At 51.6% G+C, this 26,840-nt stretch carries 21 protein-coding genes; 9 read left to right on the forward strand and 12 right to left on the reverse strand.

Annotated features, from left to right (window positions below):
* The first annotated feature begins 3 nt into the window (after positions 1-3).
* Both ybeY and ACWAU0_RS11595 read left to right on the forward strand, forming a co-directional pair.
* Positions 4-468, forward strand: a complete 465-nt coding sequence (gene ybeY, locus ACWAU0_RS11590; protein ID WP_458136738.1) for an rRNA maturation RNase YbeY — start codon at positions 4-6, stop codon at positions 466-468.
* Entirely contained in the window at positions 465-1,301 is an 837-nt protein-coding gene (locus tag ACWAU0_RS11595; RefSeq protein ID WP_033158342.1) for a CorC family transporter, read from the forward strand. The genes ybeY and ACWAU0_RS11595 overlap by 4 nt, the downstream gene beginning before the upstream one ends.
* Here the strand turns inward: ACWAU0_RS11595 and ACWAU0_RS11600 are convergent.
* The 5 genes from ACWAU0_RS11600 to glgB all read right to left on the reverse strand — a co-directional run bounded on the left by ACWAU0_RS11600 (position 1,294) and on the right by glgB (position 10,668).
* Positions 1,294-5,055 (reverse strand): EAL domain-containing protein, encoded by a 3,762-nt coding sequence (locus tag ACWAU0_RS11600; RefSeq protein ID WP_458136739.1) that lies wholly within the window; start codon positions 5,053-5,055, stop codon positions 1,294-1,296. The genes ACWAU0_RS11595 and ACWAU0_RS11600 overlap by 8 nt on opposite strands.
* A complete protein-coding gene (locus ACWAU0_RS11605; RefSeq protein WP_523070791.1) occupies positions 5,056-6,102 on the reverse strand; it encodes an extracellular solute-binding protein in 1,047 nt (348 codons plus the stop codon).
* Positions 6,103-6,262: 160 nt separating this feature from the next.
* Positions 6,263-7,054 (reverse strand): secretin GspD/PilQ domain-containing protein, encoded by a 792-nt coding sequence (locus tag ACWAU0_RS11610; RefSeq protein ID WP_458136741.1) that lies wholly within the window; start codon positions 7,052-7,054, stop codon positions 6,263-6,265.
* The gene (glgA, locus tag ACWAU0_RS11615; RefSeq protein WP_458136742.1) at positions 7,044-8,477 is read right to left on the reverse strand and encodes a glycogen synthase GlgA; all 1,434 of its coding nucleotides are present in this window, start codon (positions 8,475-8,477) and stop codon (positions 7,044-7,046) included. Before glgA ends, ACWAU0_RS11610 begins: the two co-directional genes overlap by 11 nt.
* Positions 8,478-8,487: 10 nt before the next feature.
* Positions 8,488-10,668, reverse strand: coding sequence for a 1,4-alpha-glucan branching protein GlgB (glgB, locus tag ACWAU0_RS11620; RefSeq protein ID WP_458136743.1), 2,181 nt, complete (start codon positions 10,666-10,668; stop codon positions 8,488-8,490).
* Between the two features lie 215 nt (positions 10,669-10,883).
* Here glgB and glgC point away from each other — a divergent pair, with 215 nt between their 5' ends.
* Genes glgC through malQ form a run of 3 tightly spaced genes read left to right on the forward strand, consistent with a single transcriptional unit; the run spans position 10,884 to position 15,336 of the window.
* Positions 10,884-12,164, forward strand: a complete 1,281-nt coding sequence (gene glgC, locus ACWAU0_RS11625; protein WP_033158346.1) for a glucose-1-phosphate adenylyltransferase — start codon at positions 10,884-10,886, stop codon at positions 12,162-12,164.
* Complete coding sequence (locus tag ACWAU0_RS11630) at positions 12,154-13,845, forward strand: glycoside hydrolase family 57 protein (RefSeq protein ID WP_458136744.1); 1,692 nt, start codon at positions 12,154-12,156, stop codon at positions 13,843-13,845. The genes glgC and ACWAU0_RS11630 overlap by 11 nt, the downstream gene beginning before the upstream one ends.
* A gap of 18 nt (positions 13,846-13,863) precedes the next feature.
* Positions 13,864-15,336, forward strand: a complete 1,473-nt coding sequence (gene malQ / locus ACWAU0_RS11635; RefSeq protein ID WP_033158348.1) for a 4-alpha-glucanotransferase — start codon at positions 13,864-13,866, stop codon at positions 15,334-15,336.
* 15 nt (positions 15,337-15,351) lie between these two features.
* Here malQ and ACWAU0_RS11640 read toward each other — a convergent pair whose 3' ends face one another.
* The 3 genes from ACWAU0_RS11640 to msrA form a co-directional block, all read right to left on the reverse strand.
* Entirely contained in the window at positions 15,352-16,209 is an 858-nt protein-coding gene (locus ACWAU0_RS11640) for a quinoprotein dehydrogenase-associated putative ABC transporter substrate-binding protein (protein ID WP_033158349.1), read from the reverse strand.
* Between the two features lie 93 nt (positions 16,210-16,302).
* Positions 16,303-18,156, reverse strand: coding sequence for a methanol/ethanol family PQQ-dependent dehydrogenase (locus tag ACWAU0_RS11645; protein ID WP_101054581.1), 1,854 nt, complete (start codon positions 18,154-18,156; stop codon positions 16,303-16,305).
* Between the two features lie 256 nt (positions 18,157-18,412).
* Positions 18,413-19,045 (reverse strand): peptide-methionine (S)-S-oxide reductase MsrA, encoded by a 633-nt coding sequence (msrA, locus tag ACWAU0_RS11650; RefSeq protein ID WP_458136745.1) that lies wholly within the window; start codon positions 19,043-19,045, stop codon positions 18,413-18,415.
* Between the two features lie 75 nt (positions 19,046-19,120).
* Between msrA and hslO the strand changes: the two genes are divergently transcribed.
* On the forward strand, positions 19,121-20,002 hold the full coding sequence (gene hslO / locus ACWAU0_RS11655; RefSeq protein WP_415879043.1) for an Hsp33 family molecular chaperone HslO: 882 nt from the start codon (positions 19,121-19,123) through the stop codon (positions 20,000-20,002).
* A 7-nt stretch (positions 20,003-20,009) separates the two neighbouring features.
* Complete coding sequence (locus ACWAU0_RS11660; RefSeq protein WP_192394631.1) at positions 20,010-20,783, forward strand: hypothetical protein; 774 nt, start codon at positions 20,010-20,012, stop codon at positions 20,781-20,783.
* Positions 20,784-21,357: 574 nt separating this feature from the next.
* Here the strand turns inward: ACWAU0_RS11660 and ACWAU0_RS11665 are convergent.
* From ACWAU0_RS11665 to ACWAU0_RS11680, 4 genes are all read right to left on the reverse strand, one after another.
* On the reverse strand, positions 21,358-21,699 hold the full coding sequence (locus ACWAU0_RS11665; protein WP_415879042.1) for a YdbL family probable chaperone protein: 342 nt from the start codon (positions 21,697-21,699) through the stop codon (positions 21,358-21,360).
* Positions 21,700-21,710: 11 nt separating this feature from the next.
* Positions 21,711-21,908, reverse strand: a complete 198-nt coding sequence (locus ACWAU0_RS11670) for a YnbE family lipoprotein (RefSeq protein WP_064010563.1) — start codon at positions 21,906-21,908, stop codon at positions 21,711-21,713.
* Positions 21,905-23,656: an intermembrane phospholipid transport protein YdbH family protein gene (locus ACWAU0_RS11675; protein ID WP_458136746.1), complete on the reverse strand. Its 1,752-nt coding sequence runs from the start codon at positions 23,654-23,656 to the stop codon at positions 21,905-21,907. Before ACWAU0_RS11675 ends, ACWAU0_RS11670 begins: the two co-directional genes overlap by 4 nt.
* A gap of 105 nt (positions 23,657-23,761) precedes the next feature.
* Positions 23,762-24,811 carry a threonine aldolase family protein gene (locus ACWAU0_RS11680; RefSeq protein ID WP_458136747.1) on the reverse strand — a complete coding sequence of 350 codons (1,050 nt, stop codon included), beginning with the start codon at positions 24,809-24,811 and terminating at the stop codon, positions 23,762-23,764.
* Between the two features lie 144 nt (positions 24,812-24,955).
* Between ACWAU0_RS11680 and ACWAU0_RS11685 the strand changes: the two genes are divergently transcribed.
* Positions 24,956-25,927 (forward strand): oxidoreductase family protein, encoded by a 972-nt coding sequence (locus ACWAU0_RS11685; RefSeq protein ID WP_458136748.1) that lies wholly within the window; start codon positions 24,956-24,958, stop codon positions 25,925-25,927.
* A 17-nt stretch (positions 25,928-25,944) separates the two neighbouring features.
* Entirely contained in the window at positions 25,945-26,829 is an 885-nt protein-coding gene (locus ACWAU0_RS11690) for a 3'(2'),5'-bisphosphate nucleotidase CysQ family protein (RefSeq protein ID WP_458136749.1), read from the forward strand.
* Positions 26,830-26,840 lie beyond the last annotated feature (11 nt).

The following is a 26,840-nucleotide window of genomic DNA, read 5'->3' on the forward strand; positions in this document are numbered from 1 at the left end:
TCTATGAATTATATCGACATGCAAATTGCTACTTCGGCACCTCATCCCGAACTCGAGCAGTTTCAGCAATGGGTGGACGCCGGGCTAGCAAGCTTTGAGGATGATGCGGACTGCGAGTTGGTGATTCGTTTGGTCGACGATGTGGAAAGCGCAGAGCTGAATCAGCAGTATCGGCATAAAAACGGACCGACTAACATCCTGAGCTTTCCCTTTGAAGCCCCGGCGGGCATGGACATGGACTTGCTGGGCGATTTGGTGATTTGTGCACCGCTGATAGGGCTGGAAGCTGCGCAGCAAAACAAATCGCCCGAGCACCATTGGGCGCATATCACTATACACGGCGTATTGCATTTGCTAGGGTATGACCACATAGAGGATCAGGATGCCGAACAAATGGAAGCATTAGAGATTGAGATTTTGAGCAAATTAGGTATAGCAAACCCTTATATGGAGGATGGAAAGCAATGAGCGATGGTAACCCCCCGAGTAGTCAACCCCATAAGAGTTTGATCGAGCGCATCGGTCATTTTCTGAGTGGGGAGCCGCAAGATCAGGAAGACTTGCTGGAGATATTGAGAGAATCGCAAGAAAAACATCTGTTAGACTCCGACGCACTGGCCATGATGGAAGGTGTGATGCATGTGGCGGAGATGCGGGTCAGAGACATCATGATTCCCCGTTCGCAAATGGTCGTCGTTCCTAGGGAAGCGGAACTGGAAACCATCTTTCCGTTAGTGGTCGAATTTGCTCATTCCCGTTTTCCCGTCATCGAAGAAGACCGCAGCAAGGTGGTTGGTGTTTTGCTTGCCAAGGATTTACTGGCTCATGCTTTAAAGGATAAAACCCTGAAAGTCGAGGATGTGATGCGCCCGGTCAACGTGGTGCCGGAAAGCAAACGTTTAAATGTGTTACTAAAAGAATTTCGCACCGAGCGCAACCACATGGCCATCGTCGTCGACGAATACGGCAATGCCGCCGGCTTGGTGACGATTGAAGACGTCCTGGAGCAAATCGTCGGCAAGATTGAAGACGAACACGATGACGACGAAGTACAAGAATTTATTTCTCAGCGTAGCGAGAAAGAATTTATCGTCAGCGCGCTGACACCCATCGAAGAATTCAACGATTATTTTTCCGCCGCATTGGAAGACGACGAATACGACACGCTAGGCGGTTTAATCGTGCAGCGGCTAGAACATTTTCCGAAGAAAGGCGAGAAGGTGGAGCTGGACGATTTCTGTTTCGAGGTATTGCGGGCCGACAATCGGCGAGTGCATTTACTGAAATTGAAGATCAAATAACTGTGTTCTGTGCGCTGGTGCCTGAGGCATTAAGCATTAGCAGTTCCTCGAACGCATCGGCCGGCAGGGCTTTGGAGAATAAATAGCCCTGCCCATAGTCGCACTCCGCTTCCAGCAGTAGCTGGCGTTGTTGTTCGGTTTCTATGCCTTCCGCGATGACTTTCATCCCCAGCTTGTGCGCCATGACGATAATCGCTTCGCAGAGAATTTTGTCGCTGGAATTCGGCGACAAATTGCCGACGAAAGACTGATCTATTTTCAGATAATCGATATCGAATTTCTTCAGATAAGCCAGCGACGAATAGCCGGTGCCGAAATCGTCCAGCGATACTTGAATCCCTGCGTCCCGAAAAGCCAGTAATTGATCTTTCACCACATTACTGGCGTCCAGCAGCAAGCCCTCGGTAATTTCCGCGACGATGCTTTGTCCCGGCAGCTCAAGTGTTTGCAAGTATTCCAGCCAAGTGCCGTGGGACTGGTCGTCGTAAAACTGCATCGGCGACTTGTTGACGCTGATCTGAAAGTCCGGATGGTATCGGGCACGCCATTGTTTGACCTGTCCTGCCGCTTGTTTAAATACCCAAGTACCGATTTCGGCAATCAGGCCTATATCTTCGGCAATATGCACAAATTCGCTGGGGCTGACCATGCCCCGTGTCGGGTGTTGCCAGCGGATCAGCGCTTCGGCTTTATGGATGGCGCCGGATCCCAGTTCCACGACCGGCTGGTAATATACTTCAAATTGGTTGGCCTCCAAAGCATGGCGCAAATCGTCGGCAATCAGCATGCGCGCTAGAGCGGCTTCCTGCATCGACGGAGTGAAATAACAATAGCGATTACGGCCCTGGTGTTTCGCTGCGTACATTGCCTGATCGGCGTTTTTTATTAAGGTATCGATTCTCTCCGCGTCCTTCGGGTACAGGGTGATGCCGATACTGGCGGAGATGTAGGCCACTTTGCTTTTCAGCTGAAAAGGTTCGGCGAGTCTTTGCAGGATGTTTTTGACCACCCGTTCGGCATCCTCAGCATCATCAAGTTCGCCGAGGATGACTGTGAATTCGTCGCCGCCCAATCGGGCGACAGTATCGGAATCGCGTACGCAATGCAGCAGCCGTTGCGAGGCATCTTTTAACAATAAGTCGCCCATATCGTGACCCAGCGTATCGTTAACTTCCTTGAAACGGTCCAGATCAAGCAATATCAAAGCGACCTGCAAGCCGGTGCGATGTGCCTTTTTGATTTCTTGATCCAGCCTGTCATGAAACATGCGGCGGTTGGGCAGGCCGGTGAGCGGATCGAAATTGGCTTGGGTCCAGATCAGTTCTTCGGACTGCTTTTTTTGGGTGATGTCGGAAAATAACGCAACTCGCCGCTGCGGCAGGCCATCCGCGCTAAATATGGTATTGATGGTCAGTTGCTCAGCAAATATCTCGCCGTTCTTCCGACGATTCCAAATTTCGCCTTTCCAGTGACCACTACTGTTGATGGCTTGCCACATGGCTTGATAAAACTGTTCGCCCTGCCGCGCCGAGTTCAGAATGTTATGGTTTTTACCGATGACTTCGTCCAATGTGTAGCCGGTCAAAGCGGTGAAAGCCGGATTGACATTGATAATCATGCCTTGTGCGTCGGTCACGGCCATCGCTTCGCTGCTGTTTTGATAGACTAAGGACGCCAATTGCAGTTCTTCATTGCTGCGGCTGCGGTCGATTGCAATGCCGGCCAAATGCGAGGCCTGTTCAATCATCTGAATATCGTCTGCTCCTGGCTCCGCAGGATGGCGCTGGTAAATACCAAAAGTACCCAACAATTGGCCGGACGCGCCACGTATCGGTTCAGACCAGCACGACCCTAAACCGGCCCTAGCCGCAAGCTCGGTAAACGGCGCCCAATAAGTATGGTTTTGAATATCTTCGACAATCACTCGCTGGCCGAAATACGCAGCCGTACCGCATGAGCCGACACCGGGGCCTACGTAAAGGCCGTCTACAGCAGAATTGTAGAAGTCGGGTAGATGCGGTGCAGAGCCTATGAACAAGCGATTACCTTCGTTATTTAATAGCAATATCGAACAAATTAAGTCAGGATTTTGGGCCTCTACACCCAATACCACCGCTTGCAGGATCTCCGGCAGTGCCGCGCCTTTGGATACTAATTCCAGCACATGATTATGGGCGCGCTCACGATTGGCCGCTTGTTGGCGGTCAGTAATATCCATGGCTATGCCGATGATGCCGACCGTCTCTTTGTTGATGTCTTGCAATGGCGTGCGGGTTATTTGTATGGTGTGCCGTTTGCCATCGGCAAATTTTATTTGCTCGAGGGACTGATGTGCTTGATTTGTTTGCGCTAAACACGCTTGATCGGCACTTAAAAAACGGGCTGCGATCTCCGCGCCGAACAACTCGGCCAATGGTTCGTTGGCAATTAAACGGGTTTCCGGCAGGCCAAGGGCATCGCAAAAAGTATGGTTTACAAACAAAAAGCGCGTATCAAGGTCGGCCAACCAAATGCCGACGGGGGCGTTGTCGAGAATGGCATGCAACTTAGCTTCGGAGGCATGTAACTCGGCTATTTGCGAGTTTAATTGTTCGGTCATCGACATGAAACTATTCGCCAGATAGCCGATTTCGTCGTTACGGTGCGTCGGTAACCCGGTCAGCGGCGTGCCCAGCTTGAATTGACCGATGGCGGTGGTCATCGAATTGAGCGGTTTTGCCAGGACGCGCGCCAACATTAGCGAAATTGCACTTGCCAGCAGGCTGAACAACAAGGTTATTTCGATAACGCTCACTCCCAGAGCTTTACTTTCCTGCAAAACGTTTTTCAGCGGCGTATATAAACCCAGCATGGCGAAGCGTCCGCTGCTTTCCGAGCCCAACGGCAGTTTTACGAAAGCGGCGAGTGAAGAAGCGGCCAAACTTTGCGTATCGCTGGTCGCGAATACCGAATGCGCTTGTTTGCCAGCCAGAATCGCTTTTACGTTCGGGATGTCATTCTGAATCAGGAAACTGCGGCCGCTCTCAAATCCAAAGGTTTTTGCCGCGTCGGGGTGAATTAAATAGTCCCCTCTGTCGTTGCTGAGCAGCAATTCAATATCGTCGGGAATATTGCCGCGTACTTGCTCGAATAGCCCTTGTAAATCGACATTGATGACGATCACTGCGATGGTGGCGTTGGCCGACTTGATCGGCATCGCTATCCGCAGTGTGGGTTTACCAAATCCCAGGTGAGTGCCTAATTCCTGATTTAAATTGATTTCCGAAACGTAATATTGCTCCGCAGCCAGCGGCACGGTTTCGAATACGTAAGGAAAATGGTTTTTCTCTTGTAGCTGCGCGTCGGCAATCACTTTGAGGTTGTCTTGATCCCTATCGACTCTGACTAATTCCTTGCCGTAATGCTGCGTGTCGATCAAACGGATTTGACTGTATTCGGGATGGGCATTTAGCAAGCTGACAAAAATCTCCGCCAATTGATTTTTACGTATGTCCAACTTTGCGTCAGGTGTTGCCGAGACCATGTCGGCGCTGACCGGCAAATTGCTTAGAAACTTGACGTTGCTGGCGGTAGCTGCCAACGCATCCGCAAATCGGTTTCCCACGGCTTGGGTGTCGTTGAGCAGCTTATCCTTGGCGGTTCCCACCAGCATGGCTCGGCTGCGGTCGTAAACATAATAACCGGTCAGGCCTGTCGATAACGTGCCTAGCAGTGCCAGCCAGAAACCCAATTTTATGCCTATGCTGGAGCGCACTCAGAATGCCTCGGGCGCTTCGCCGGAAATGATTCTATCCCATAGCGTTTTGCGCGCTAGCGGATTGAGTATCGGTTCCAGCCAAATGATGGGTTGGTTTTGGGGGCTGTCGTTCTCCGGCGCTGTAATCGTGTTTGCCAAGCCGTGTTGCTGGGTTAGCGTTTCGCTGACTGCTTTTTCCAAGGTGTAATTGATCCATTTTTCTGCCAACTCGGGGTTCCGGCTATTTTGGGTGATGGCCCAGCAATCCAGCCAGGCCAGCGCACCTTCGCGGGGAATCACATAACCAATGTCTGCGCCGGCTTCGCGCAGAGCTTTCAGTTGCTGGGTGCCGTAATTACCGAAAATCAAGGCTATTTCATATTTGACAAACAGTCTGGTCGCTTCCTCCGCGGTCGCGTAAAAGGTCAGCACATTACGGCGTAACTTGGCCAACTCGCGAGCAGCCTGTTTTAGCTCGGGATCTGGCATCCGGAACGGATTGGATACGCCCCTTAATAAGCCGACCAAGGAAAAATTGTGATTACTGGCGTTAAAAGCCAATACTCGGCCCCGATAGGCAGGGTCCCACATAGCCGACATGGATTGGGGGGGAGTGTTAATGAGTTTGCGGTTATAGATCAGCCCCATTTCCGAGTACGTGTAAGGAACTGCGTAGGTATCGTTCTCACGAGTCAGGCCGGGGATGGCTTGTAAGTTTTGGAAACGCGGTAATTGCCGGGCGTGGTTTGGGATATTCGCCATAGTGACCGGTCTGCTTAGGCCTTGATCAATATAGCGCTGCAATTCCGCGGTATTGACGGCAAATACGTCATAGCTGCGGCTATTAATTTTCTGCCAAAGGTCGTCGTCCGATGTTACCAAGGTTAGCTCAATTGCGACGTCAAACCGTTGCTCGAATGCCGAGACTACTTCTTTGTCCGCATAACCGTCCCATGTCAGCACCCGCAGCGATTCTCTGGCGTACACCCTACTGGAGGTTGCCAAACATATAATTGTCAGCAGACAGGTAAGAAGGGTCGCGGAACGCTTGGCAATGAGGTTCATATGGCTGTTGGTATGAATTTGTCCGGCCATCATAACCAAATAATATGCGCTTGCCGCCAATTACGATATTGATAGTATGTTGCCGCGCACAGATTCTGAAAATAATGCTGTGACGATGTCGGGTAGGATTGTTTAGCAGGTAGTTTAAGGCGGGCCCGGATTAATCTGCTTGATCGACTTTGATCAGAATCCGTAAAACGTTTTGCCGGGTGCTGTGGTTGAAACTGTTGAAGCCGTGATTGTCGGATTGTTCAGTGTCGGTGTTGCCGGCAATTTCCACCCATTCGCCGAGATTGGCGCGTAAAGTGGTGTGAGCGGATTGGGTTTCAATGTGGCCGTTGCGCTGAAAGCTATCCGACCACGGTTCTATATCGAGAGTGACCTGGTTGCCGGCCAAGCGCGGCGTAACAGCGAAGCCGGTGCTGGCTTCAATCATTTGGGTATTGCTGCTCACCGCGGAGCCGTAACCATAGCCCGAGTCGTATACGCTGTAATTTTGCACCGGCCGGACCTGTCCGGTTTTGATATGGGCCGCCTGGCCTTCCAGGGTGCGTAATTGTTGGTGTTGTTGCCGGTTTCGCAAGTCTTCGCTGTTGCCCATCATGCCGCGCATCTGAATCCTATTCGGCGTGGCGGCAATGGCCGCTTCTGCGTTCAATTCGGCTGCGGTTTTGCTACTGGTTTGCAAGACGCTGATGACTAAATTGCTGAGCCGGGCGTCGAGTTTTTGAATGACGGCCCGGATTTCGCCGAGTTTGGCGGGATTGGTTTTAACGATCAGACTGGCGCCGTTCTCGATGACGCGATCATCGGCATCCAGCAGCGGTGCCAGTAAAGCGCGTACGTCGGAGGCCGGACGGTTCATCAGGGGGATGACTTCTATCACCGATTCGTCGGCAAGTGCGAGGCCGGCTATCAACATCAAGCCGGCCAAGCAGGGTTTAAATTTCATTGTAAAGCGCGAGATATTGATTCGCACTGTTTTGCCAGGAGAAATCCTTGAGCATCGCGTTACGTTGAATTTTCTTCCAGACCGGTCGGTTGTGGAATAACACCAGGCTACGTTTGATGGCTTCTATCAGCGCGGCCGCCGACGCATCGTTAAACGAGATGCCGCTGGCGCTGCCATTGCTAATGCTTTCCGGCAGTGCATCGACTACCGTGTCTGCCAAGCCGCCAGTTTTTCTGACGATAGGTATCGTGCCGTAGCATTGGCTATACATTTGGTTTAAGCCGCAAGGTTCGAAGCGCGACGGCATCAGGAAGATGTCGGCGCCGGCTTCGATTTGATGCGCCAAGCGTTCGTCGTAGCCTATGGTGATGGACACTCTTTCCGGATATAAGCGGGCAAATTCCTGCAGGCGGTATTCGATGCTTTTATCGCCGCTACCCAGTAAGGCAAATTGCAAGGGTAGGGTGGTCATCTCTTGCAAACAGCTCAGCACCAGATCGATACCTTTTTGCTCGACCAAGCGGCCAATCAAACCAAACAAAGGAGTTTCCGATTCCAGCGGTAAGCCCAGTTGTTGTTGGAGTGCCGCTTTATTGATTTGCTTGTCTTTTAGGGTATCGACGCTAAAAGGCTTTGCGATATAGGCGTCGTTCGCCGGATTCCAGACCGACACATCAATGCCGTTCAGAATGCCGCGTAACTGGCTTTGTTTATGCGCCAACAAGCCTTCCAAGCCGTAACCGAATTCAGGGGTCTGGATTTCCTGGGCATAAGTGGGGCTCACCGTGGTAATACGGTCGGAATAGCTCAACCCGCCCTTGATAAAGGACAGCATGCCGTGGAATTCCAGACCGTCCGGGTGGAGTAATTGCCCCGGCAGATTTAACTGGGCGTAGGTGCTGCCGGGAAACAGTCCTTGGTAGGCCATGTTGTGAATGGTAAAAATCGTCGCCGGCGGGTTGGGTTCCAATGACAGCAGTGCCGGTACCAAGCCGGTTTGCCAATCGTTGCAATGCACAATGTCGGCGTGCCAGTCTAAATAAGCCCGGTTGGTGGCCACTTCGACGATGATGCGGCAAAACAGCGCAAAGCGCTCACCAATGTTCGGCCAAGGGCGTCCGGCTTCATCAAGGTATGGGTTACCCGGAAAATTAAAGAACGGCGGATAATCCACCAGCCAGACGATGACATCACTGTCCGGCAAGCGGGTTTCCAAAAGATTGACGTCGCAATTGTTGACGCGCACCGTACACAGATAACGGCCGGGCTCGCAGTTCTTGATGCCCTGGTAATTGGGCATGATGATGCGCACGTCCTGGTCCAACGCGGCCAGGGCCAGAGGCAGGCTGCCGGCGACATCCGCCAGGCCGCCGGTCTTGATCAAGGGGTGGGTTTCGCTGCTCGCGAACAGAATTTTTTTCATGGTGCTAAAACTACATTTTCAAAATAATACCGGCCAGGGGCGGCAAGGTGACGGAAATGGAGTGGTCTTGGTTCATCCAGGGTTGCGGTTCTGACAACACCGAGCCATTCCCAAGGTTGCTGCCGTCGTAATATTGAGAATCGGAATTGAAAATCTCGTAATAGGTGCCGGGATTAGGTACGCCGATCCGGTAACTTTCGCGCGGGACCGGGGTGAAGTTCAGGATCACGATCAAATCTTCATGCGCCGATTTGCGGCGATAACTAATGATAGATTGTTGATAGTCGTGGCAATCTATCCATTCAAACCCGTGATGATCAAAGTCGTAACGGTGCAGGGCGGTATGGCTGGAATAGAGTTTATTCAAGTCTTTAACCAGGGTTTGCAGGCCTTTGTGATGCGGGTAATCCAATACGTACCAATCAAGCGTACGGTTGCAACTCCACTCGGTACCTTGACCGAATTCGCAGCCCATGAACAACAATTTTTTACCCGGATAGGTAAACATCATCGTGTACAGCAGACGCAAATTGGCAAAGCGTTGCCATTCATCGCCCGGCATCTTATTCAACATCGAGCCTTTGCCGTGCACCACTTCGTCGTGCGAGAACGGCAGCACAAAGTTTTCGGTGAATGCGTAAAGCAGGCCGAAAGTCAGCGAATCGTGATGGTAGGAGCGGTGGATCGGTTGTTCCTGCATGTAATGCAGAATGTCGTGCATCCAGCCCATGTTCCACTTCATCGAGAAGCCCAAGCCACCGGTCCAGGTGGGGCGAGTGACTTGCGGCCAGGACGTCGATTCCTCGGCCATGATCACGGTGCCGGGATGCTGCTCGTGGGTGACCGTATTCATCTGGCGCAGGAAGTCGATGGCTTCCAGGTTTTCGTTGCCGCCGTACATGTTCGGAATCCAGTCGTTGGCGTCGCGGGAATAATCCAGGTACAACATGGAGGCCACCGCATCAACCCGCAGGCCGTCCAGATGGAATTCCTCCAGCCAGAAGAAAGCGCTGGACAGCAGGAAGTTTTTCACTTCGTTGCGGCTGTAGTTGTAAATCAGCGTGCCCCAATCGCGGTGCTCGCCCTTGCGCGGGTCTTCGTGTTCGTAAAGCGGCGTGCCGTCGAAGCGGCCCAGAGCGAAGTTGTCTTTTGGAAAGTGGGCGGGCACCCAATCCAAAATCACGCCGATACCGTTTTGATGGCAATGATCGACAAAATAGCGGAAATCATCCGGCGTGCCGTGGCGGCTGGTCGGCGCGAAATAGCCGGTGGTTTGGTAGCCCCAGGAGATGTCCAGCGGATGTTCAGTGACCGGCAATAACTCGATATGAGTAAATCCCAGTTCCTTGACGTAATCCACCAATTGCTCGGCAATCTCCCGATAGTTCAGGAAATTGCCGCGATGGTCGCGTCGCCAGGAGCCCAGGTGTACCTCGTAAATCGACATTGGCTGATGCAGCCAGTCGTGTTGCGGACGGTGGTCCATCCAGCTACCGTCTTGCCATGTATAGCTGTCTTCTACTGTGACTATCGCGGCGGTTTGCGGACGGAATTCGAATTGCTGGCCATAAGGATCGGTTTTGACTAGCAGTTGGCCGGTATGGCGATTCAGAATTTCAAACTTGTACAAGCAGCCGGCAGACAGGCCGGGAATGAAAATTTCCCAGATACCGCTACTGCCCAAGCTGCGCATCGGATGGCAGCGGCCGTCCCAGCGATTGAAGTCGCCGATCACGCTGACCCGCTGTGCGTTCGGCGCCCAAACCGCAAAATGTACGCCGGGAATATCGGCAACGCTGTGCAGATGCGAGCCAAGCTTTTTGTAAATATGCCAATGCCGACCCTCGGCAAACAAATGTTGGTCGAATTCCGGCAGCACCGGGCCGAAGCAATATGGGTCGTAGTGTTGATGGTCGTAGCCGTCCTTGTCCGTCCAAAATAATGGGTAATGCTCGGGGATGGCTTCGTTGCCCGGATGGTATTCGAAAAAATCGGTGTCGGGAATACGAGAGAATTCTGGGCCTTTGGGACTGTTGATTCTTACGGTTTCCGCGTAGGGCAAATACACTCTGATGATGTTATCGCGGCCTTGACCATGACGGCCTAGCAGGGCGAAAGGGTCGTGATGCTTTGCTTCGGTGAGTTTGATTAGTTCTGAATCAAGCGTGTTGGTTTTGCTTGGCTTGTTCATTTTGCAATGCCTCAGTTATAGTTAGTTATCGGTTGGCAGGAATAGCAATTTTGGTAATGACCGACTTTTCAGCATCAAATCGCTTGAGTTTTTACTTTTCCGTGAAGAGTAACGATAATGGCTCTACGCGGCAAGTGGCAGGTAGAGAAATCTGTGAAATGTCGGTTGCAGCCGGTTTTGGGCGGTAAAGCTTATTTAATTGAAAGAGGATACACATGTCAGTCGTCGATACACATCAAACGGAGAGACGGGTCAATGATTTAACCCGCAACACCATTGCGTTAATTCTGGCTGGCGGACGCGGATCGCGGCTGAAGGATATGACCGACTGGCGGGCCAAGCCGGCGGTGCCGTTTGGCGGTAAATTCCGTATCATCGACTTTCCCTTATCCAATTGTATCAACTCCGACATTCGCAAGATCGGTATCCTTACCCAGTATAAGGCTGATTCGCTAATTCGCCACATCCAACAGGGTTGGGGGTTTTTGCGCGGCGAGTTTGGTGAATATGTCGACTTGATGCCCGCGCAACAACGGCATGACGAACATTCCTGGTACCAAGGCACCGCCGATGCGATATATCAGAACATCGACATCCTGCGGGCCCGTAATCCTGAGTTTGTATTGGTATTGGCCGGCGATCATATTTACAAGATGGATTATTCGGTGATGCTGGCCGATCACGTTGCCAATAAGGCCGATCTGACGATCGGTTGTATCGAAGTCTCGCTGGAAGACGCCAAAGCGTTCGGCGTGATGCATGTGGATGAAAATCGCCGGGTGAAGGCGTTTGTCGAAAAGCCCGAAAATCCGCCGGTCATGCCCGGCCGCGAAAACACTGCGCTGGCTTCCATGGGTATTTATATTTTCAATGCTGGCTTCTTGTTCGAACAATTGATCAAAGATGCCGATACCAAAGGCTCCAGCCGTGATTTTGGCAAGGACATCATTCCGTCGGTGATCGAAAAATACCGGGTCAACGCCTATCCGTTCCTGGATTTGCAAAGCGGCCAGCAAAGCTACTGGCGCGATGTGGGAACCATTGATGCCTATTGGGCGGCCAATATGGAATTGGTCGGTGTCAAACCCGATATGAATTTGTACGACAACACCTGGCCGATCTGGACCTATCAAGCGCAAACGCCACCGGCTAAATTTGTGTTTGACGATGACGATAGACGCGGCCAGGCTATTGACTCCATGGTCTCCGGCGGTTGCGTAATTTCCGGCGCCACGGTGCGCCACTCCTTACTGTTCTCTATGGTGCGGGTCAATTCATACAGCTCGGTGCAGGATTCAGTGATTTTGCCCGAAGTGAATGTCGGTAGACATTGCCGGATTACCAAAGCCATCATCGAAAAGGGTTGTCAAATACCGGAAGGTACGGTGATTGGCGAGGACCGGGCGGAAGACGAAAAACGTTTTCACGTCAGCGAGGGCGGTGTGGTGTTGGTGACATCCGATATGCTGGGACAAAGACGGAATTATGTCCGATAAAAAGCTTAAGCTGGTGCTCTGCTGGCACATGCACCAGCCTGAGTACCGCGACATGCAGAGCGGGGAATTCAAGCTGCCGTGGACCTATCTGCATGTGATCAAGGATTATGTGGATATGGTCGCGCATCTGGAGGCCGTGCCGGGGGCTAAAGCGGTGGTGAATTTTGCCCCTATCCTATTGGAGCAGATCGAAGATTATTCCAACCAAGTCAACGGCTATTTGCACGATAGAATTGCCATCAAGGACCCTCTTTTGGCTGCATTGGTCGAACCTTCGGTTTCCGCAGATCCTGAAAAGCGCTTAAAGTTGTTACGCGATTGCCGAAAAGCCAACCGGGAGCGGCAGATCGAACGCTATCCGGCTTTTCGTAAGCTAACCAATATGGCAGACTGGATTGAAGCTCACCAGGACTCAGTCAATTACCTGAATGCGCAATTTATTTCCGACATTTTGGTCTGGTATCACTTGGTCTGGATGGGCGAGACGGTCAAGCTCAACGATAACCGCGTCAAACGCTTAATCGAAAAAGGCAGCGGCTTTAGTCTGCATGACAGGATCGAGATTGTTGAAATTATTCGCGATCTGTTGTCGAAAGTTATCTACCGCTATAAGGCTTTGGCTAGAAAAGGCCGCATCGAACTGTCGGTGACGCCTTATGCGCACCCCATCATGCCGTTGATGCTCGAGATAGACAGTGCCCGCGAGGCAATGCCTGGCGTAACCTTGCCGGGTATTAGTCATTACCCCGGTGGTGAAGAGCGCGTGCGTTGGCATTTGCAAAAAGGCTTAGCGACCTTTCGGCATTTTTTCGGTTTCGAACCGCAAGGCTGCTGGCCGTCCGAGGGCAGTATCAGTCAGCGGACCCTGGAAGTGTTAGCTGATTTTGGTTTCAAATGGGCCGCCAGTGGTGGTAACGTCTTGCATAACAGCATACGCGCCAGCGCGCTTGGCGATGCGGTTGCTGTGCATCGCCCCTTTAAGTTGGGTTCTGCGGAGATCGCCTGTTTTTTTCGCGACGACGGCTTGTCGGATTTAATCGGGTTTGAATATTCAAAATGGCATGCTGATGATGCGGTGGCCGATCTGATTCAGCACTTGGAAAATATCGCCGATTATGAGCCACAGACGCCCCTGGTTTCGATAATCATGGATGGCGAAAATGCCTGGGAATATTTTCCGGATAACGGGTATCATTTTCTTAGTGCGCTGTATAAGCGGCTTAGCGAACATCCGCGTATCGAATTAACCACTTTTTCTGACTATCTGGATAGTGCCGCTCCCCAGTCTGGGTCCTTGCCGAAATTGGTGGCCGGTAGTTGGGTGTATGGTACGTTTTCGACTTGGATCGGCGATGCCGATAAGAACTGCGGCTGGGAGATGTTGGCTGATGTCAAAAACGCTTTCGACAAAGCGGTCGCCAACGGCAAACTCTCCGAGCAACAATTGGCTGCCGCACAGGTGCAATTGGGCGTCTGCGAGGGGTCGGATTGGTTTTGGTGGTTCGGTGATTATAATCCCGGCGAAGCGGTCAGCGATTTTGAAAAACAATATCGGCTTAATTTGAGCAATCTATATCGTTTACTGGGCGAAGAGCCGCCGCCCTATCTGGCCTTGTCGTTTACACAAGGCTGCGGCAGTCCAGCGATGGGCGGCGCAATGCGGCGCGGTATTCAAATATAATAAAATGGAACAAACAACATGGGTGCTCTCTTGGATAAACGCCGCGCAGGTGTTTTGTTACATATAACATCGCTCCCGGGCCGTGGAGAGTGTGGTGATTTGGGTAAGGAAGCCTTCAATTTTGTTAATTTTCTGCACGATATAGGTGCTACCGTCTGGCAGACCTTGCCGCTGGGCATGACGCATGGCGACGGTTCACCTTACCAGTGCTTGTCGGCACATGCCGGCAATCCTGCCCTGATTAACATTCAATGGCTAGCCGATAAGGGTTGGCTGCAAACTACCGACCGTTGCGGCGATTGCCATACCAACGCCGAATACACCAAAAGTTGTTTGGTAACGAAAGCGTTCTATGGTTTTCAAAGCTTGGCTGATGCCGAGCAGCAGCACGATTTTAAGCAGTTCTGCGTGGAAAAAGCCGATTGGCTGGACGACTTTGCCTTGTTTATCGCCTTACGTAATGTGTTTGGACATAAAAGCTGGAATCAATGGCCGGACGCACTGAAGCAACGCGAGCCGGGCGCACTGAATGAATCAAAGCAGTTACTGAAGGCTGTGATCGAAACGATCAAATTCGAGCAGTATGTGTTTTTCCGGCAATGGCACGAGTTGAAAGATTACGCCGCCAAACATGGCGTACTGATGTTTGGCGATATTCCGATCTTTGTATCGTACGACAGTGCCGATGTTTGGGCGAACCGGGCGGTCTTCAAACTTAACGATTTGGGCGAAATGGATGTCGTGGCCGGCGTGCCGCCCGATTATTTCTCTGAGAACGGTCAGCGTTGGGGGAACCCGCACTATGACTGGAAATATTTGCAGAAAACCGATTTTAAATGGTGGTTAGATAGAATCAAATCCCAGTACGAAATGTTCGATATTTTGCGAATCGATCATTTTCGCGGCTTAGAGGCGGCATGGGAGATTCCGGCCAGCGAGCATACCGCTATCAACGGGCGTTGGGTTAAAGCGCCGGGTGCGGAATTGCTGGCGGCTATTCAGGAGCAATTTGCCTCGCTATCCTTGGTGGCAGAAGATCTTGGGATTATTACCGAAGACGTAGAAGCTTTGCGCGACGATTTCGATTTGCCGGGCATGAAAATTTTGCAGTTTGCTTTCGGCGACGATAGTCGCAATCCTTATTTGCCCTGCAATTATCAGAAAAATAGCGTGGTTTACACCGGTACCCACGATAACGATACCACGCTGGGCTGGTTCGAAGGGCTTAATGACGGCGAGAAACAGCGTATATACGATTATCTCGGCTGGTCTAGCCTGCCCATGCCCAGTGCCTTGATTCATGCCGCGTTAGGCTCGGTTGCCAATCTGGCGGTGATACCGATGCAGGATATTCTGAAGTTGGGATCACCCGATAGAATGAACACGCCAGGCACAACCGAAGGAAATTGGCGCTGGCGGTTCGATTGGTCGCAATTAACCGATGATAAAGCCGGACATTTTGCGCATCTGGTTAGATTGTTTGGACGTTAGCTCTTAAAGGGCATTTCAATCGTCGTCTTTTTTGCCGGTTTCTGCGGGGATCGGCAATACAGCGATGTCGTAACTTGCGATGATGGCCTGGATTTTATCCAGGTTTTTGTCGATCAAATCATCCAGTTGTTGCTTACGTTTGTTGTCGCCTTGGCGCAGGCCCATGGCTATTGAAAAATCAAACTTTAAGCCCGGTGAAGATTGCATAGGTATAGCAATATAACTGCCTTTGGGGGCTTGTGATTGCACATAACCCGCCATTGGTCCCCAAAGTATCACCATGTCTATTTTCTTGGCACGTAAGTCTTTTTCGATTTGCATGGCGGTGTTGTGTTCGCTGTCTCCGGTCATGCTTTGGTAGGGAATCCCTTGCTCCAGCAAGCCGCTTTTTTGCAGCCAGTCGGTACCTGGGCCGCGGTCGAACATCGCTATTTTCAGTTTTTCCTGTCTGTCCAATGGGAGATTGGCTAGTTGTGCACTGTCTTTAATATCGTCCCAGCCGCGGCCTTTGGCAATCAGCAGCACATAAGTCGAGTGGAAGTAGGGTTTGCTGGTATCGGTAAGATCGTAGCCGGCCGGCACGCCCATCACTACATCGCATTTAAAGCCTTCGCCGTTATCGTTCTCGGCTTTCAGTGTGTTGCGGATGAAGCCGATTCGTTCCGGTAGCCAGGTATATTCCAGTTCCTGCCCTAACTGTTCGGCAAATAGGGCGGCAATTTTGTTTTCGTAGCCGGTTTGTTCTTTGGTCGAATAGGGCGGGTTTAACGGGTCGGCGCAAACCCGGAATTTATCTTGGGCGTTCACGGAAATAGTGGCTAACGCCAAGGTCGCCGTCATGAACAGTCTTGAGGCGGTTGAGAACATTTTCATCGCAGTTTCCTTTTAGCTGGGGTCTATACGTAAAAAAGCCTTGGCCGATTACTCGGCCAAGGCTTGCTTTACTGAAATCTAATGGGTTAGATCTTAGTTAGGCAGAGCGAACACAGTCAGTGTACCACCCAATTTGGTGTAAGAGCTCAAGCTTCTGTATGCACCCACCGCGCCCAAACCTTCTGAGCTGGATGCAGAAGTACCGTCGTCGATACCGGCAGCGATACCGATACCAGCCCAACCGCCGATACCTGACAGAACGCCAACGTATTGTTTGCCTTCAAATTCCCAAGTATTGACGTTGCCGATGATGCCTGATGGGGTTTTGAATTTGTACAATTCTTTACCGGTTTTAGCATCAACTGCTTTCAGGTAGCCTTCCAGGGTGCCGTAGAATACGACGCCGCCAGCGGTAGCAACCGAACCTGACCATACAGAGAATTGCTCTTTGTTGGACCAAGCGATTTTGCCGGTTTTAGCGTCATACGCAGTGAACTGACCCAAGTTGGTGGTGCCGTCTTTTTTACCGGTCAGCACGTCAGCGCCGGCAGGCATCATCGACAGCGTGGCACCTACATAAGGTTGACCTGCGGTGTATGAAACTTCAAAGGGTTCATACTCCATGCACAAATGGTTGCCTGAAATGTAGAACAGGCCGGTTTGTGGAGAGTAAGAAACAGGTTGTTGGTTTTTAGAACCCAACGCTGCAGGGCAGGTGCCTACAGTGTTAACGTCTTCACCGTTGTGCTCTGTAGAAAACTCAGGAACTACTTCAGGACGGCCTGATTTCAGGTCGACGTGAGACGCCCAGTTGACGGATTTGTCGAATTTCTCAGCAACCAACAATTCGCCGGTTTCGCGGTCCAGGGTATAACCGAAGCCGTTACGGTCGAAATGCACGATGGTTTTGTGCATTTTGCCTTTGACTTCTTGGTCAACCAGAACGGTTTCGTTGATACCGTCATAGTCCCATTCGTCATGTGGAGTCATTTGATAAACCCATTTAACTTCACCAGTGTCAGCGTCACGTGCCCACAATGACATAGACCATTTGTTGTCGCCAGGACGTTGTACTGGGTTCCAGGTCGATGGGTTGCCTGAACCGTAGTAAACCAAGTTCAGTTTAGGATCGTAAGAATACCAACCCCAGGTAGTGCCGCCGCCGATTTTCCATTGGTCGCCTTTCCAGGTGCTGGTACCTGAGTCTGGGCCAACAGGGGTGACTTTGCCGTCTTGCCAAGTGGTGGATTTGCCTGGTTTCAACAGGGTGTCTTTATCCGGACCCATACTGTAGCCTTTCCATTCCAGCTGGCCGGTACGGATATTGTAAGCAGCCAAGAAGCCGCGTACACCGAATTCACCGCCGGAAATACCGGTAATGACTTTATCTTTAACAACCAATGGTGCGTTGGTGTTGGTCATACCCAATTTAGGGTCGCCGTTTTGTACGCTCCATACGCGCTTACCGGTTTTGGCATCCAGTGCAGTCAGTACGGTGTCTGATTGTTGCAGGAAGATTTTGCCGTCGCCGTAAGCCAAACCGCGGTTAACGGTATCGCAGCACATTACTGGGATGGTGACGTCAGCGTCCATGGTTGGGGTAAATTCCCAGATGACTGCTTTAGTTTTTTGGTCGATCGCGTAAACGGTGTTTGGGAACGGAGTGTGGATGAACATGACGCCGTTAACAACCAAAGGGCCGCCTTCATGACCACGCAAAACACCTGTAGAAAAAGACCAGGCTGGTTGCAGGTTTTTAACGTTTTGAGCGTTGATTTGCGACAGCTTGCTGTAACGTGTGCCGGCGTAATCTCCGCCCCATGTAGCCCAGTTGGCTGGGTCTTGTGTCAGTTTTTCAACATCGCTGTTAGCGGTAGAGACAGTTGGTGCAGCAAGTAAAGTCGCTACAGTCGAAGCAAGCAGCCAGTTTTTTACAGGCTTCTTCATATGTTTCCTCCTGGTAATCTGTTGATGAGACAGAGTACGGTTTTGTGTTGTTAAGACTAATATTAGTTTTAAAGCTCTATTTGGATGACTGCCCTTTAGGGCTTGTTCGGCTATAACCGAGCGCAGAGGGAGAGCCACACCAAGCGCGTAAATTGAAGGATTTTTTCCTAAAAGTCAACCGGAAAAACTCTCCCGGGATGGCGGGGAAACAATAATCTCAAGTCTTATAATGCCTTAGGATTTCTCGGCGATTCGGCTATATGGAAAAACAGACACCCAGGCCGCCCAAGCCACAGTAACCGGACGGGTTTTTAGCCAGATACTGTTGATGATCTTCCTCGGCATAATAAAAAGTCGGAGCATTGCGGATTTCGGTGGTGATTGCTGGAAAGCCGGCGGCTGTTAATTTCGCTTGGTATTGTTGTTGGCTTGCCAAGGCCGCTTGATATTGGTCGTCCTGGCAATAGATGACTGATCGGTATTGGGTGCCGACATCGTTGCCTTGTCGCATGCCTTGGGTGGGATTGTGAGATTCCCAAAATATTGCCAATAAATCCTGGTAAGACACTACGCTCGGGTCGAACACCACCAACACCACTTCGGCGTGGCCGGTCATGCCGGTGCAAATTTCCTGATAAGTAGGGTTGGGCGTAAAGCCGCCGGCATAGCCCACTGCGGTGCTGAATACGCCGGCTTGTTGCCAGAATTTACGCTCGGCACCCCAGAAACAGCCCATGCCGAACACGGCTTGTCGCAGATGCGCCGGAAATGGCGGATGGATAGGATGTCCGTTGACGGCGTGAAATAGGCCGCTGTCTATGGCTTGCTGACGTCCTGGTAAGGCTTGGTCGGCGCTGGGCATGGCGGTTTTTTTGAATAGAAAAGACATGAGTGCATCCCGAGGTCGAATGATGAGGGTGTGCGGATTATAATCTCCGCTTATTCAAGAGGATTCCACTAAATCATGAAACAACAAGATTGCTTACGCCGCTTTATTTTCGAGGAACACGGAGTTCGTGGCGAATGGGTGCGGCTGGAACAAAGTTGGCAGCAAGCCAAACAATATCAACATTTAGTCAATGATGCCGTCGATGCGCAAATGGGACAAGCCTTGGCGGCGGTGGTGTTGTTGTCGGCAACCATCAAGTTTAAAGGCGCGATGATCATGCAGATTCAGGGCGGCGGCGATTTGAAAGCCCTGGTAGCGCAATCCAGCAATGAACGGCAAATCAGAGGCTTGGTGCGCAGTGAGGCCACTGTTGCCGGCGCAAATTTGCTGGACATGGTAGGTGAGGGCGGCCGATTGGTATTGACCGTGGAATCGGAGAATGCCGAACCGTATCAAGGCATCGTCGGTGTGGAGGCGGAAACGCTGGCGGATGTGTTAAGAACCTATTTCACTCAGTCCGAGCAACTCGATACCCGGTTGTGGCTGTTTGCCAATCAAACCCATGCGGCCGGCCTGTTCATCCAGGAGTTACCGAGTAGCAATCAGAACAAAGCCGACTGGGAACGCATCGAAATATTGGCGAATACCGTTACCGCCGACGAACTGTTGAGTCTGGATTGCGAGGACTTATTGCACCGTTTATTTCATCAAGAAAAGGTCAGGATTTACGACCCGGAGCCGGTGGAATTTAAATGCAATTGCTCCCGGCAAAAAATCGGCGGCACTTTAGTCGCATTGGGGCGGTCAGAGTTGGAGGCGATTTTGCAGGAACGCGACGACATCGAAGTCGATTGCCAATTTTGCGGAGCGCAATACCACTTTGACAAGGTTGATGTGGAGAACCTGCTGACCAATCCGTCAGCAGAAACCGATAATCACTCGCCTACCCGGCACTGAGGGTGCTATGACTAAAATTAACCGTTTTTTTCGCCTGTCTCTGGCTTTTGTATTACTCAGTAGCATGACAGGTTGTTTGCACTGGTTACACGCCTACCAGACTTATTTGCAAATGGACGAGTTTGATCGTTATTTTGCGGTGACGTCTAAAGAGGATTTCACCGTGCATTTTAAGCAACCCAAACTGCTCAGCGAAGATTTTGTGTCGCTGGCCAAGCTGCATGCCAGTAGCGAAGAGCATACCGGGGACGGCAAACGCTGGCGCTATTGGTTTCGTAAGATCGACAAAGACAGCAAGCTGATTGCGCCGGAAATCAGTTTTTATCTGGATCTGGCCTTTAACAAGGAAGATAAAATCACCGATTGGACTTTCTCCAACCTATTCCTACAAATCGCTCCGCCTGAGTTTCTGGAGGCATCATTTCGCTCGCTGGGCGGTGCGGAAATCAACGAAGAGAAAAAACAGTTAAGAGCGAAGGCTGATCAAATGGAGAAAATAGCCGCGTTGCTGCCAAAAAAAGCCACGGTGATCAAACAATTGGGCGAGCCGCTGGAAATCACCGATGAAGAAAAGCAGGAAGTGTATCTTTACCATTTTCGGCTGGATGCCAAGGATATCGAAGAAGGCTACGAGGACAGGGCTTTGAGCGAAGTCAGGTTGATGTTCGATAAAACCACCTCCGAATTGATCAAGATGTCCGGCCGCTTTGCCGGTTTGAAAATATCCATCAACTACAGGAATTTTCAGGAAGAAGACGATAAAAAAGTGGCGGGCTTGTGAGCTGAACGGCAGGCATAAAAAAGCCCACGTAAAGTGGGCTTCGTCCGGTGTTATTTTTTATATTGATTGGACGCCTACCGTTGTACGGCAGGTTAATTTCTTGCGTTTATTGTTGTTCTTATACCGGATTAACGGTCGCCTATCCCCCCCTCATTTAACGGTCATGATCCTTTCGAATCATCTGCGTTTCGCTGAAAGTGGGCGCATTCTATTGGATTAAAATACTGCTGTCCACAAAAAAGTGTGACAATTTGTCGCACATTGATTTTGTGGGCATTGTGCCTGGTTTCTCCTCGGCGTGAGCGAATGACCGAATCGTCTGATTCTTGACGCTTTAGAGAGCTAATTGCTTGTCCAGCCAGCGGTTTTAACGAGTTGTGCTCGCCTTGACTAAGTGGGATCGCAAGGTAACTTCTCCCGAGTGGTGCTGGTGATGTTCAGGTTTAGGTCGGGAGATAGCTAAATTTGACTTATTAGTGCCACTGCGAACAAATGACGGTATTTTTACTTTGCTGCCGGCTAAATCTCGAGCCGTTTGAATACCGTGCAGTATTGTCTTATAGGCTCTTGCCTGTCAGCGCTGCGTCCAGCCGGAAGCCGTTTCTACAAATTGTCCCGGTGCCGCTTGGCCTATCACTTTCTGAGCGGTCAGTCGACCCACTTCCTCCACAGCAACGCCGTTTTTAGCCGCTATGCGTTGATATTCCGCCAGGCGTTGGGCGTTAATGCTTTCAACTAGTGCTTTTATCTCGGCCGATGCATCGGGCTTGACTAGGCCCAAGAAACCGTTCATTTGTTCACCCACCAACCCAGCCGATTTTGCCTGGGCTAGATCGGTGGCGTTGACCGGTAGGGCGGTCAGATATAAGCCCAGAAACAAAGGCGCCAAAATTGATAGCAAATTTTTGTTTTTCATCACTCGCTCCTTTAAAACAAGCCTTTTTGGCTGGAAAGCAATTCGTCTACGTCTTTTTCCACTTTCAGACGGATTTCGTGTTCGATTTTGACGTTCATATTGATCTCAATCGGTTTGTCCGGCGCTTCCAACCTGACGGAGGGCGAACACCCCGTTAGGTAGATACTGCCGCACAAGATGGCCGCGCTACTTGCAGCTTTCCAGTTCATTGATTCCTCCGGTCCGCCGGCGGCGGTTTGGGTGGTTGATCCCCGCTTGGGGGCTTGGGCGATGCTCCAGCATCGGCCGGTTTGGCGATAGCCTGTTCCAGAATGGTTCGTTCCAAATCGCCGGCTAAAATCCCTTTTTGCAACAACTCGGGCAGTTGACCGCTGATATTCAAGTTAAACGCCAGCGGATGGCCGGACAATACTTCCGGGTTATTGCCTTCCAGGCGTAAGCCCAGGTGATAGTCGCCGTTTGGGCGATAATTTACCTTGGCTTGCAGATTCTGGTACACCAGGTTTTTGAGAGCCTTAAAGGCGATATTCTGACTATCGGCCGGTCCCACATAGCGTAACACACCCGGCTGTGTGCCGCTGATGCTGCCGTCTTGCACATCTATGGCCCCCGCCGACAACTGCAACGGTAGTTCGCCGTCTATTGAGCCGGTTCCGGAAATATTCGGATAATGCAGGCTTATTAAAAGTTGCGACAGATCGACTGCATGCAGTCGTAAAGTCAGCAGTATCGGCGTTTGCTCCAGCGGTATTTTGTCCGGTTTCAATTCCATGATGCCGCCGAATATTGCCAGATTGGCTTGGCTTAGTGTCAGTTCCTGATCGAGATAGCGGGCCTTGATACTAAGATTTTGCGCTATTAAGTCTTTACCTAATCCCAGCGTAGGTATCTCGGCAGACAAGTCCAAGGCGCGATCCGCCAGCTCCGGAATGTTCAGTTCCACCTTGCCGTTCTCGATTTTCGCCGCGCCGGCCGTCAAGGTCAAATCGGCGATAATCAATTGTGCCGTTCCGGAAACATCTTGATTGCCTGGTCTATGCAGTTTTAGATTTCCGTGTGCCTTGCCGCCGGCAACCGTCCAACTGGCCGCCATGGCCGGTAACCAGGGCTTGATTAAATTGAATGCCTCGCTGGCGGCCATGTCCAGGCGGCCGTTCATATCGATTGTTTGCTTGTTCGTCATCGACAAATCCATAGCCAGCAGAGACTGTTTATCTTTTGTCAGAAAGGCTTCAGCTTGCAGCGTGGCAAAGTTGTCCGGCGTAGTGGCGCTTGCACTGAGCTGCGTGGCGCTTAGTAGCGGGCTTAATTTGGCTAAATCGTATGACTGGGTTTTTGCCCGCAAAGCTTGTGGTATCAATAGGCTGTTGTTAAGCCACTCGATCAGTGACAGCGCGCCGGATTCCAGCTTAATTTGCTTGGCCGGACCATCCAGTTGGCTGGCATTTAGTTCGAATATATTGCCAGCTGGCAGCCGTTGGACCTTGAGTTTGGCGGCGCTAAAACCGGGTTCGATATCTAGGTGAATGGATTGTTGGGCATCCTGAAACCTTGCATCGATGGCATCGGCCGCACCTCGTGTGACGTCCGCTTGACCAGCAAAGCTGCTCAAGCCCCAAGGCGTATCTACATCAACTTCCAGTTTCGCGATGCTCAATCGGTCCAGCGGTAAGCTGATGGAATTGTTTTCCGATGTCTGCGTCGCAGCTTGGTCGGTAGGGTGGTAGTTGAGTTTTAGCGCGGCGTGACCGATGCTGACGTTGCTGATAGTTCGTTTTTCCAGATCGTAATCGGTAGAAACATTCTGCATCGCAACCGATAAGTTGCCAGTCGGTGTGGCGAGGCCGAAGCTGATTTCAGCCAGCTTGGCTTGCTTGGAATCAAACGACAGCCCCGACAACGAGGGTGCGCTGAGCGCGCTTTGTTTCAGTGCCTGTTGCAGTAGTAACTCCAGCATAACTGAACGCTGCCACCATAGGGCCAGGCAAAGTAAAAAGAATGTCAGCAGTGCAATAGCAACTTTGCGTAGTTTGGGGTGATAGCTTTGCAAAATCGGCTGCCCTTAGCCCAAACGCTCGATAAAGGCATCGACTTGCTCCGCCTGCGTCGCAAAACTGGTGACCAAACGCACCAATACTTCCTGGTCGGCTACCAGGCCAGGGTTTGCGCGCGGCGGATTCCAGGGGTAAAACACCGCCCCTTGTTGTTGCAAGAGGTCCGCGTGCGCTTGGTCTAGCACGGCAAACACCTCATTGGCTTCTGCATGCCAGGCCAGGCGGGCGTTTTTTGAGTGGGCAATGCCGTTTTGCAAACGCGCCGCCATCGCGTTGGCGTGGCAGGCGAGATTCAGCCAAAGTCCGTCGTCTAAATACGCTTCAAACTGACAGGCGATAAATCGGCTTTTAGATACCAACTGCGCGGCGCGCTTGCGGATAAACGGTAAATCTTTGGCCTGTGCCGGATTCATAAACACCAAGGCTTCAGCGCACCAGCAGCCATTTTTGGTGGCCCCGAAAGACACAATATCTATCCCTAGCTTCCAGCTCATTTCCGCAGGCGTTAACCCCAGCGAGACTAGTGCATTGGCAAAGCGCGCGCCGTCCATGTGCAAGGGTAAGCCGTAAGTTTGGGCAATGTCGGCAATCGCGGCAATCTCCTCCGGTTGATAAAGCGTGCCGATCTCGGTAGCCTGAGTGATGGAAATGGCCATGGGTTGGCCGGCATGCACAAAATTAGGCGGGAAACGCTCGATTTCCGCTTTCAGATTTTCCGGATCGATTTTGCCGTTGTCGCCGTCCACTGGCGCCAACCGTGCGCCATGCGTGAAAAACTCCGGTGCGCCGCATTCGTCTTCCAGCATGTGTGCTTCTCGATGGCAAAACGAGACGCCGCCCGGACGGTTGACGGCTGCCAGCGCCAGCGAATTGGCTGCTGTGCCGGTGCTGACGAAATAGACTGCGACTTCCCGTTCGAATAGCTCGTTAAACTGTTGCTCGATTTTGCGATCCAGCGCGCTGGCGCCATAGGGGGCTGAAAAGCCCGCGGAGGCAGCCAACAAGCGTTGGGAAATGGTCGGATGAGCGCCGGCCCAGTTATCGGATGCAAAATTCATGGTTGCTATCATGGCGGTGATGTTTAATGTATGGGCTATACGACGATATGAACTATACCAACGATACCGCAATCCGACACGCGAGCCTGGCTTTCGTTCGGCGTATTCCCGGAAAATAGCAATCTTTTAAGGCACTCTCCACCCATGCAAAATACCATTCGCGATCTCGTGCTTCAGGCGACCGGTGCCGATGATGCATTTCAACTTGAAACCATTCAAAGTCTGTGGAGCGGCTACGGCTATATTTTGCGCTATGGCTTAAGCGGCTGCGACAGTGCTAGCGTGATCGTCAAACACGTAAAACTGTCGGCACAAAGTCTGCAAACGCCCGGTTCCAATGAAGACCTGTCGCATCGGCGCAAAGTCCGCTCTTATCAGATAGAGGCGGCTTGGTACCAAGGCTGGGCCAAACGTTGCGACACGGATTGCCGAGTCCCGGCGTGTTTAGCTTTCGAAATGTTCGGTGAGGATATAGTCATGGTCTTGGAAGACCTGCATCCGGTGGGGTTTCCGCAACGCCGCTCGCGGGCCGGGGAACGGGAGATACGCACATGTTTAAATTGGCTGGCCAATTTCCATGCCACGTTTATCGGTGAAAAACCCAGTGGTTTGTGGCCCACCGGCACTTATTGGCATCTGCAAACCCGGCCCAACGAATGGGAGGCCTTGCAGGATATTGTCTTGAAAAATGCCGCGCCGATGATTGATCAAAAACTGCGCGATACGCCGTATCAAACCTTTGTGCACGGCGATGCCAAATTGGCCAATTTTTGTTTTTCGGCGGACGGCAGCCGGGTCGCGGCAGTGGATTTTCAATATGTCGGCGGCGGTTGCGGAATCAAGGATGTCGCGTATTTTATCGATAGCTGTTTGGGCCAGGACGAGTGCCAGCGCCGGGAGAGCGAATTGCTGGATATTTATTTTCAGGCTTTGCAACAGGCGTTGCGGCGTCAACAAAAACCCGTCGATGCCGATGCGGTCGAACGTGATTGGCGGGCACTTTATCCAGTAGCCTGGACCGATTTTCACCGTTTTTTAAAAGGTTGGAGTCCCGGCTATTGGTCCCCCAACAGCTATAGTGAACGGCTGGCGCGGCAAGTCATCGCCCAATTATAAAATTACCAGGAGAACCGATGCGCTTGTCAGCGGACGATCTGTATTTACTCGGCCAGTGTGCCATCTCCGCGGCGATGCAGGCCGGACAATTGATTGCCAAGTCTGCGCATACTGCGGTTGTTGTAAACAGCAAAGACGGCGGCGCCAGTCTGGCTGCTCGGGTAGTGACGGAAATCGATCATTTGAGTCAGGAGATTATTCTGCAAACCTTGCGGCCGATCTGCGCCAGATACGATTTGGCTTTATTGTCGGAAGAAAGTCCCGACGATGGCGCCCGTCTGCAACACGACTATTTCTGGTGTATCGATCCTTTAGACGGCACCTTGCCGTTTATCGAAAACGTGCCGGGTTATTCGGTGTCCATCGCCTTGGTATCGCGCGCCGGAGAGGCGCTGATTGGCGTCGTTTACGATCCCTTAACTCACACGCTCTATCGGGCGATTAAAGGCCAAGGCGCTTGGCAAAACCAACACGCTTTTAAGCCGGCACCGCCTGCGCCAGTCTTGACGTTCATTACCGATAAAAGCTTTGCCCAAGATCCGCTGTATCACGCTACGCAGGCCGCATTGCAGCATATAGCCGTAGAGTTGGGCTATGCCGGGGCCAAGCTGCGTTTGCAAGGCGGCGCGGCCTTAAATGCCTGCCAAGCGCTGACTGAGGCGCCGGCGTGTTATTTCAAATTTCCTAAGCAGGATAAGGGGGGCGGTAGTGTGTGGGATTACGCGGCTACCGCTTGTTTGTTCCAGGAAGCCGGCGCGCCGGTCAGCGATATACACGGCAAACCGTTACTATTAAATCCGAACGGCTCGACGTTTATGAACCATTCCGGCGTGTTGTATGGTTCCGATCAGGCTGTCGTCGAACGCATGATTGGGCTTTATCGGCAATTGCGCCCGGAGTAATTGCCGCCGCT

Source organism: Methylomonas sp. Uni0009 (genome assembly GCF_054188105.3).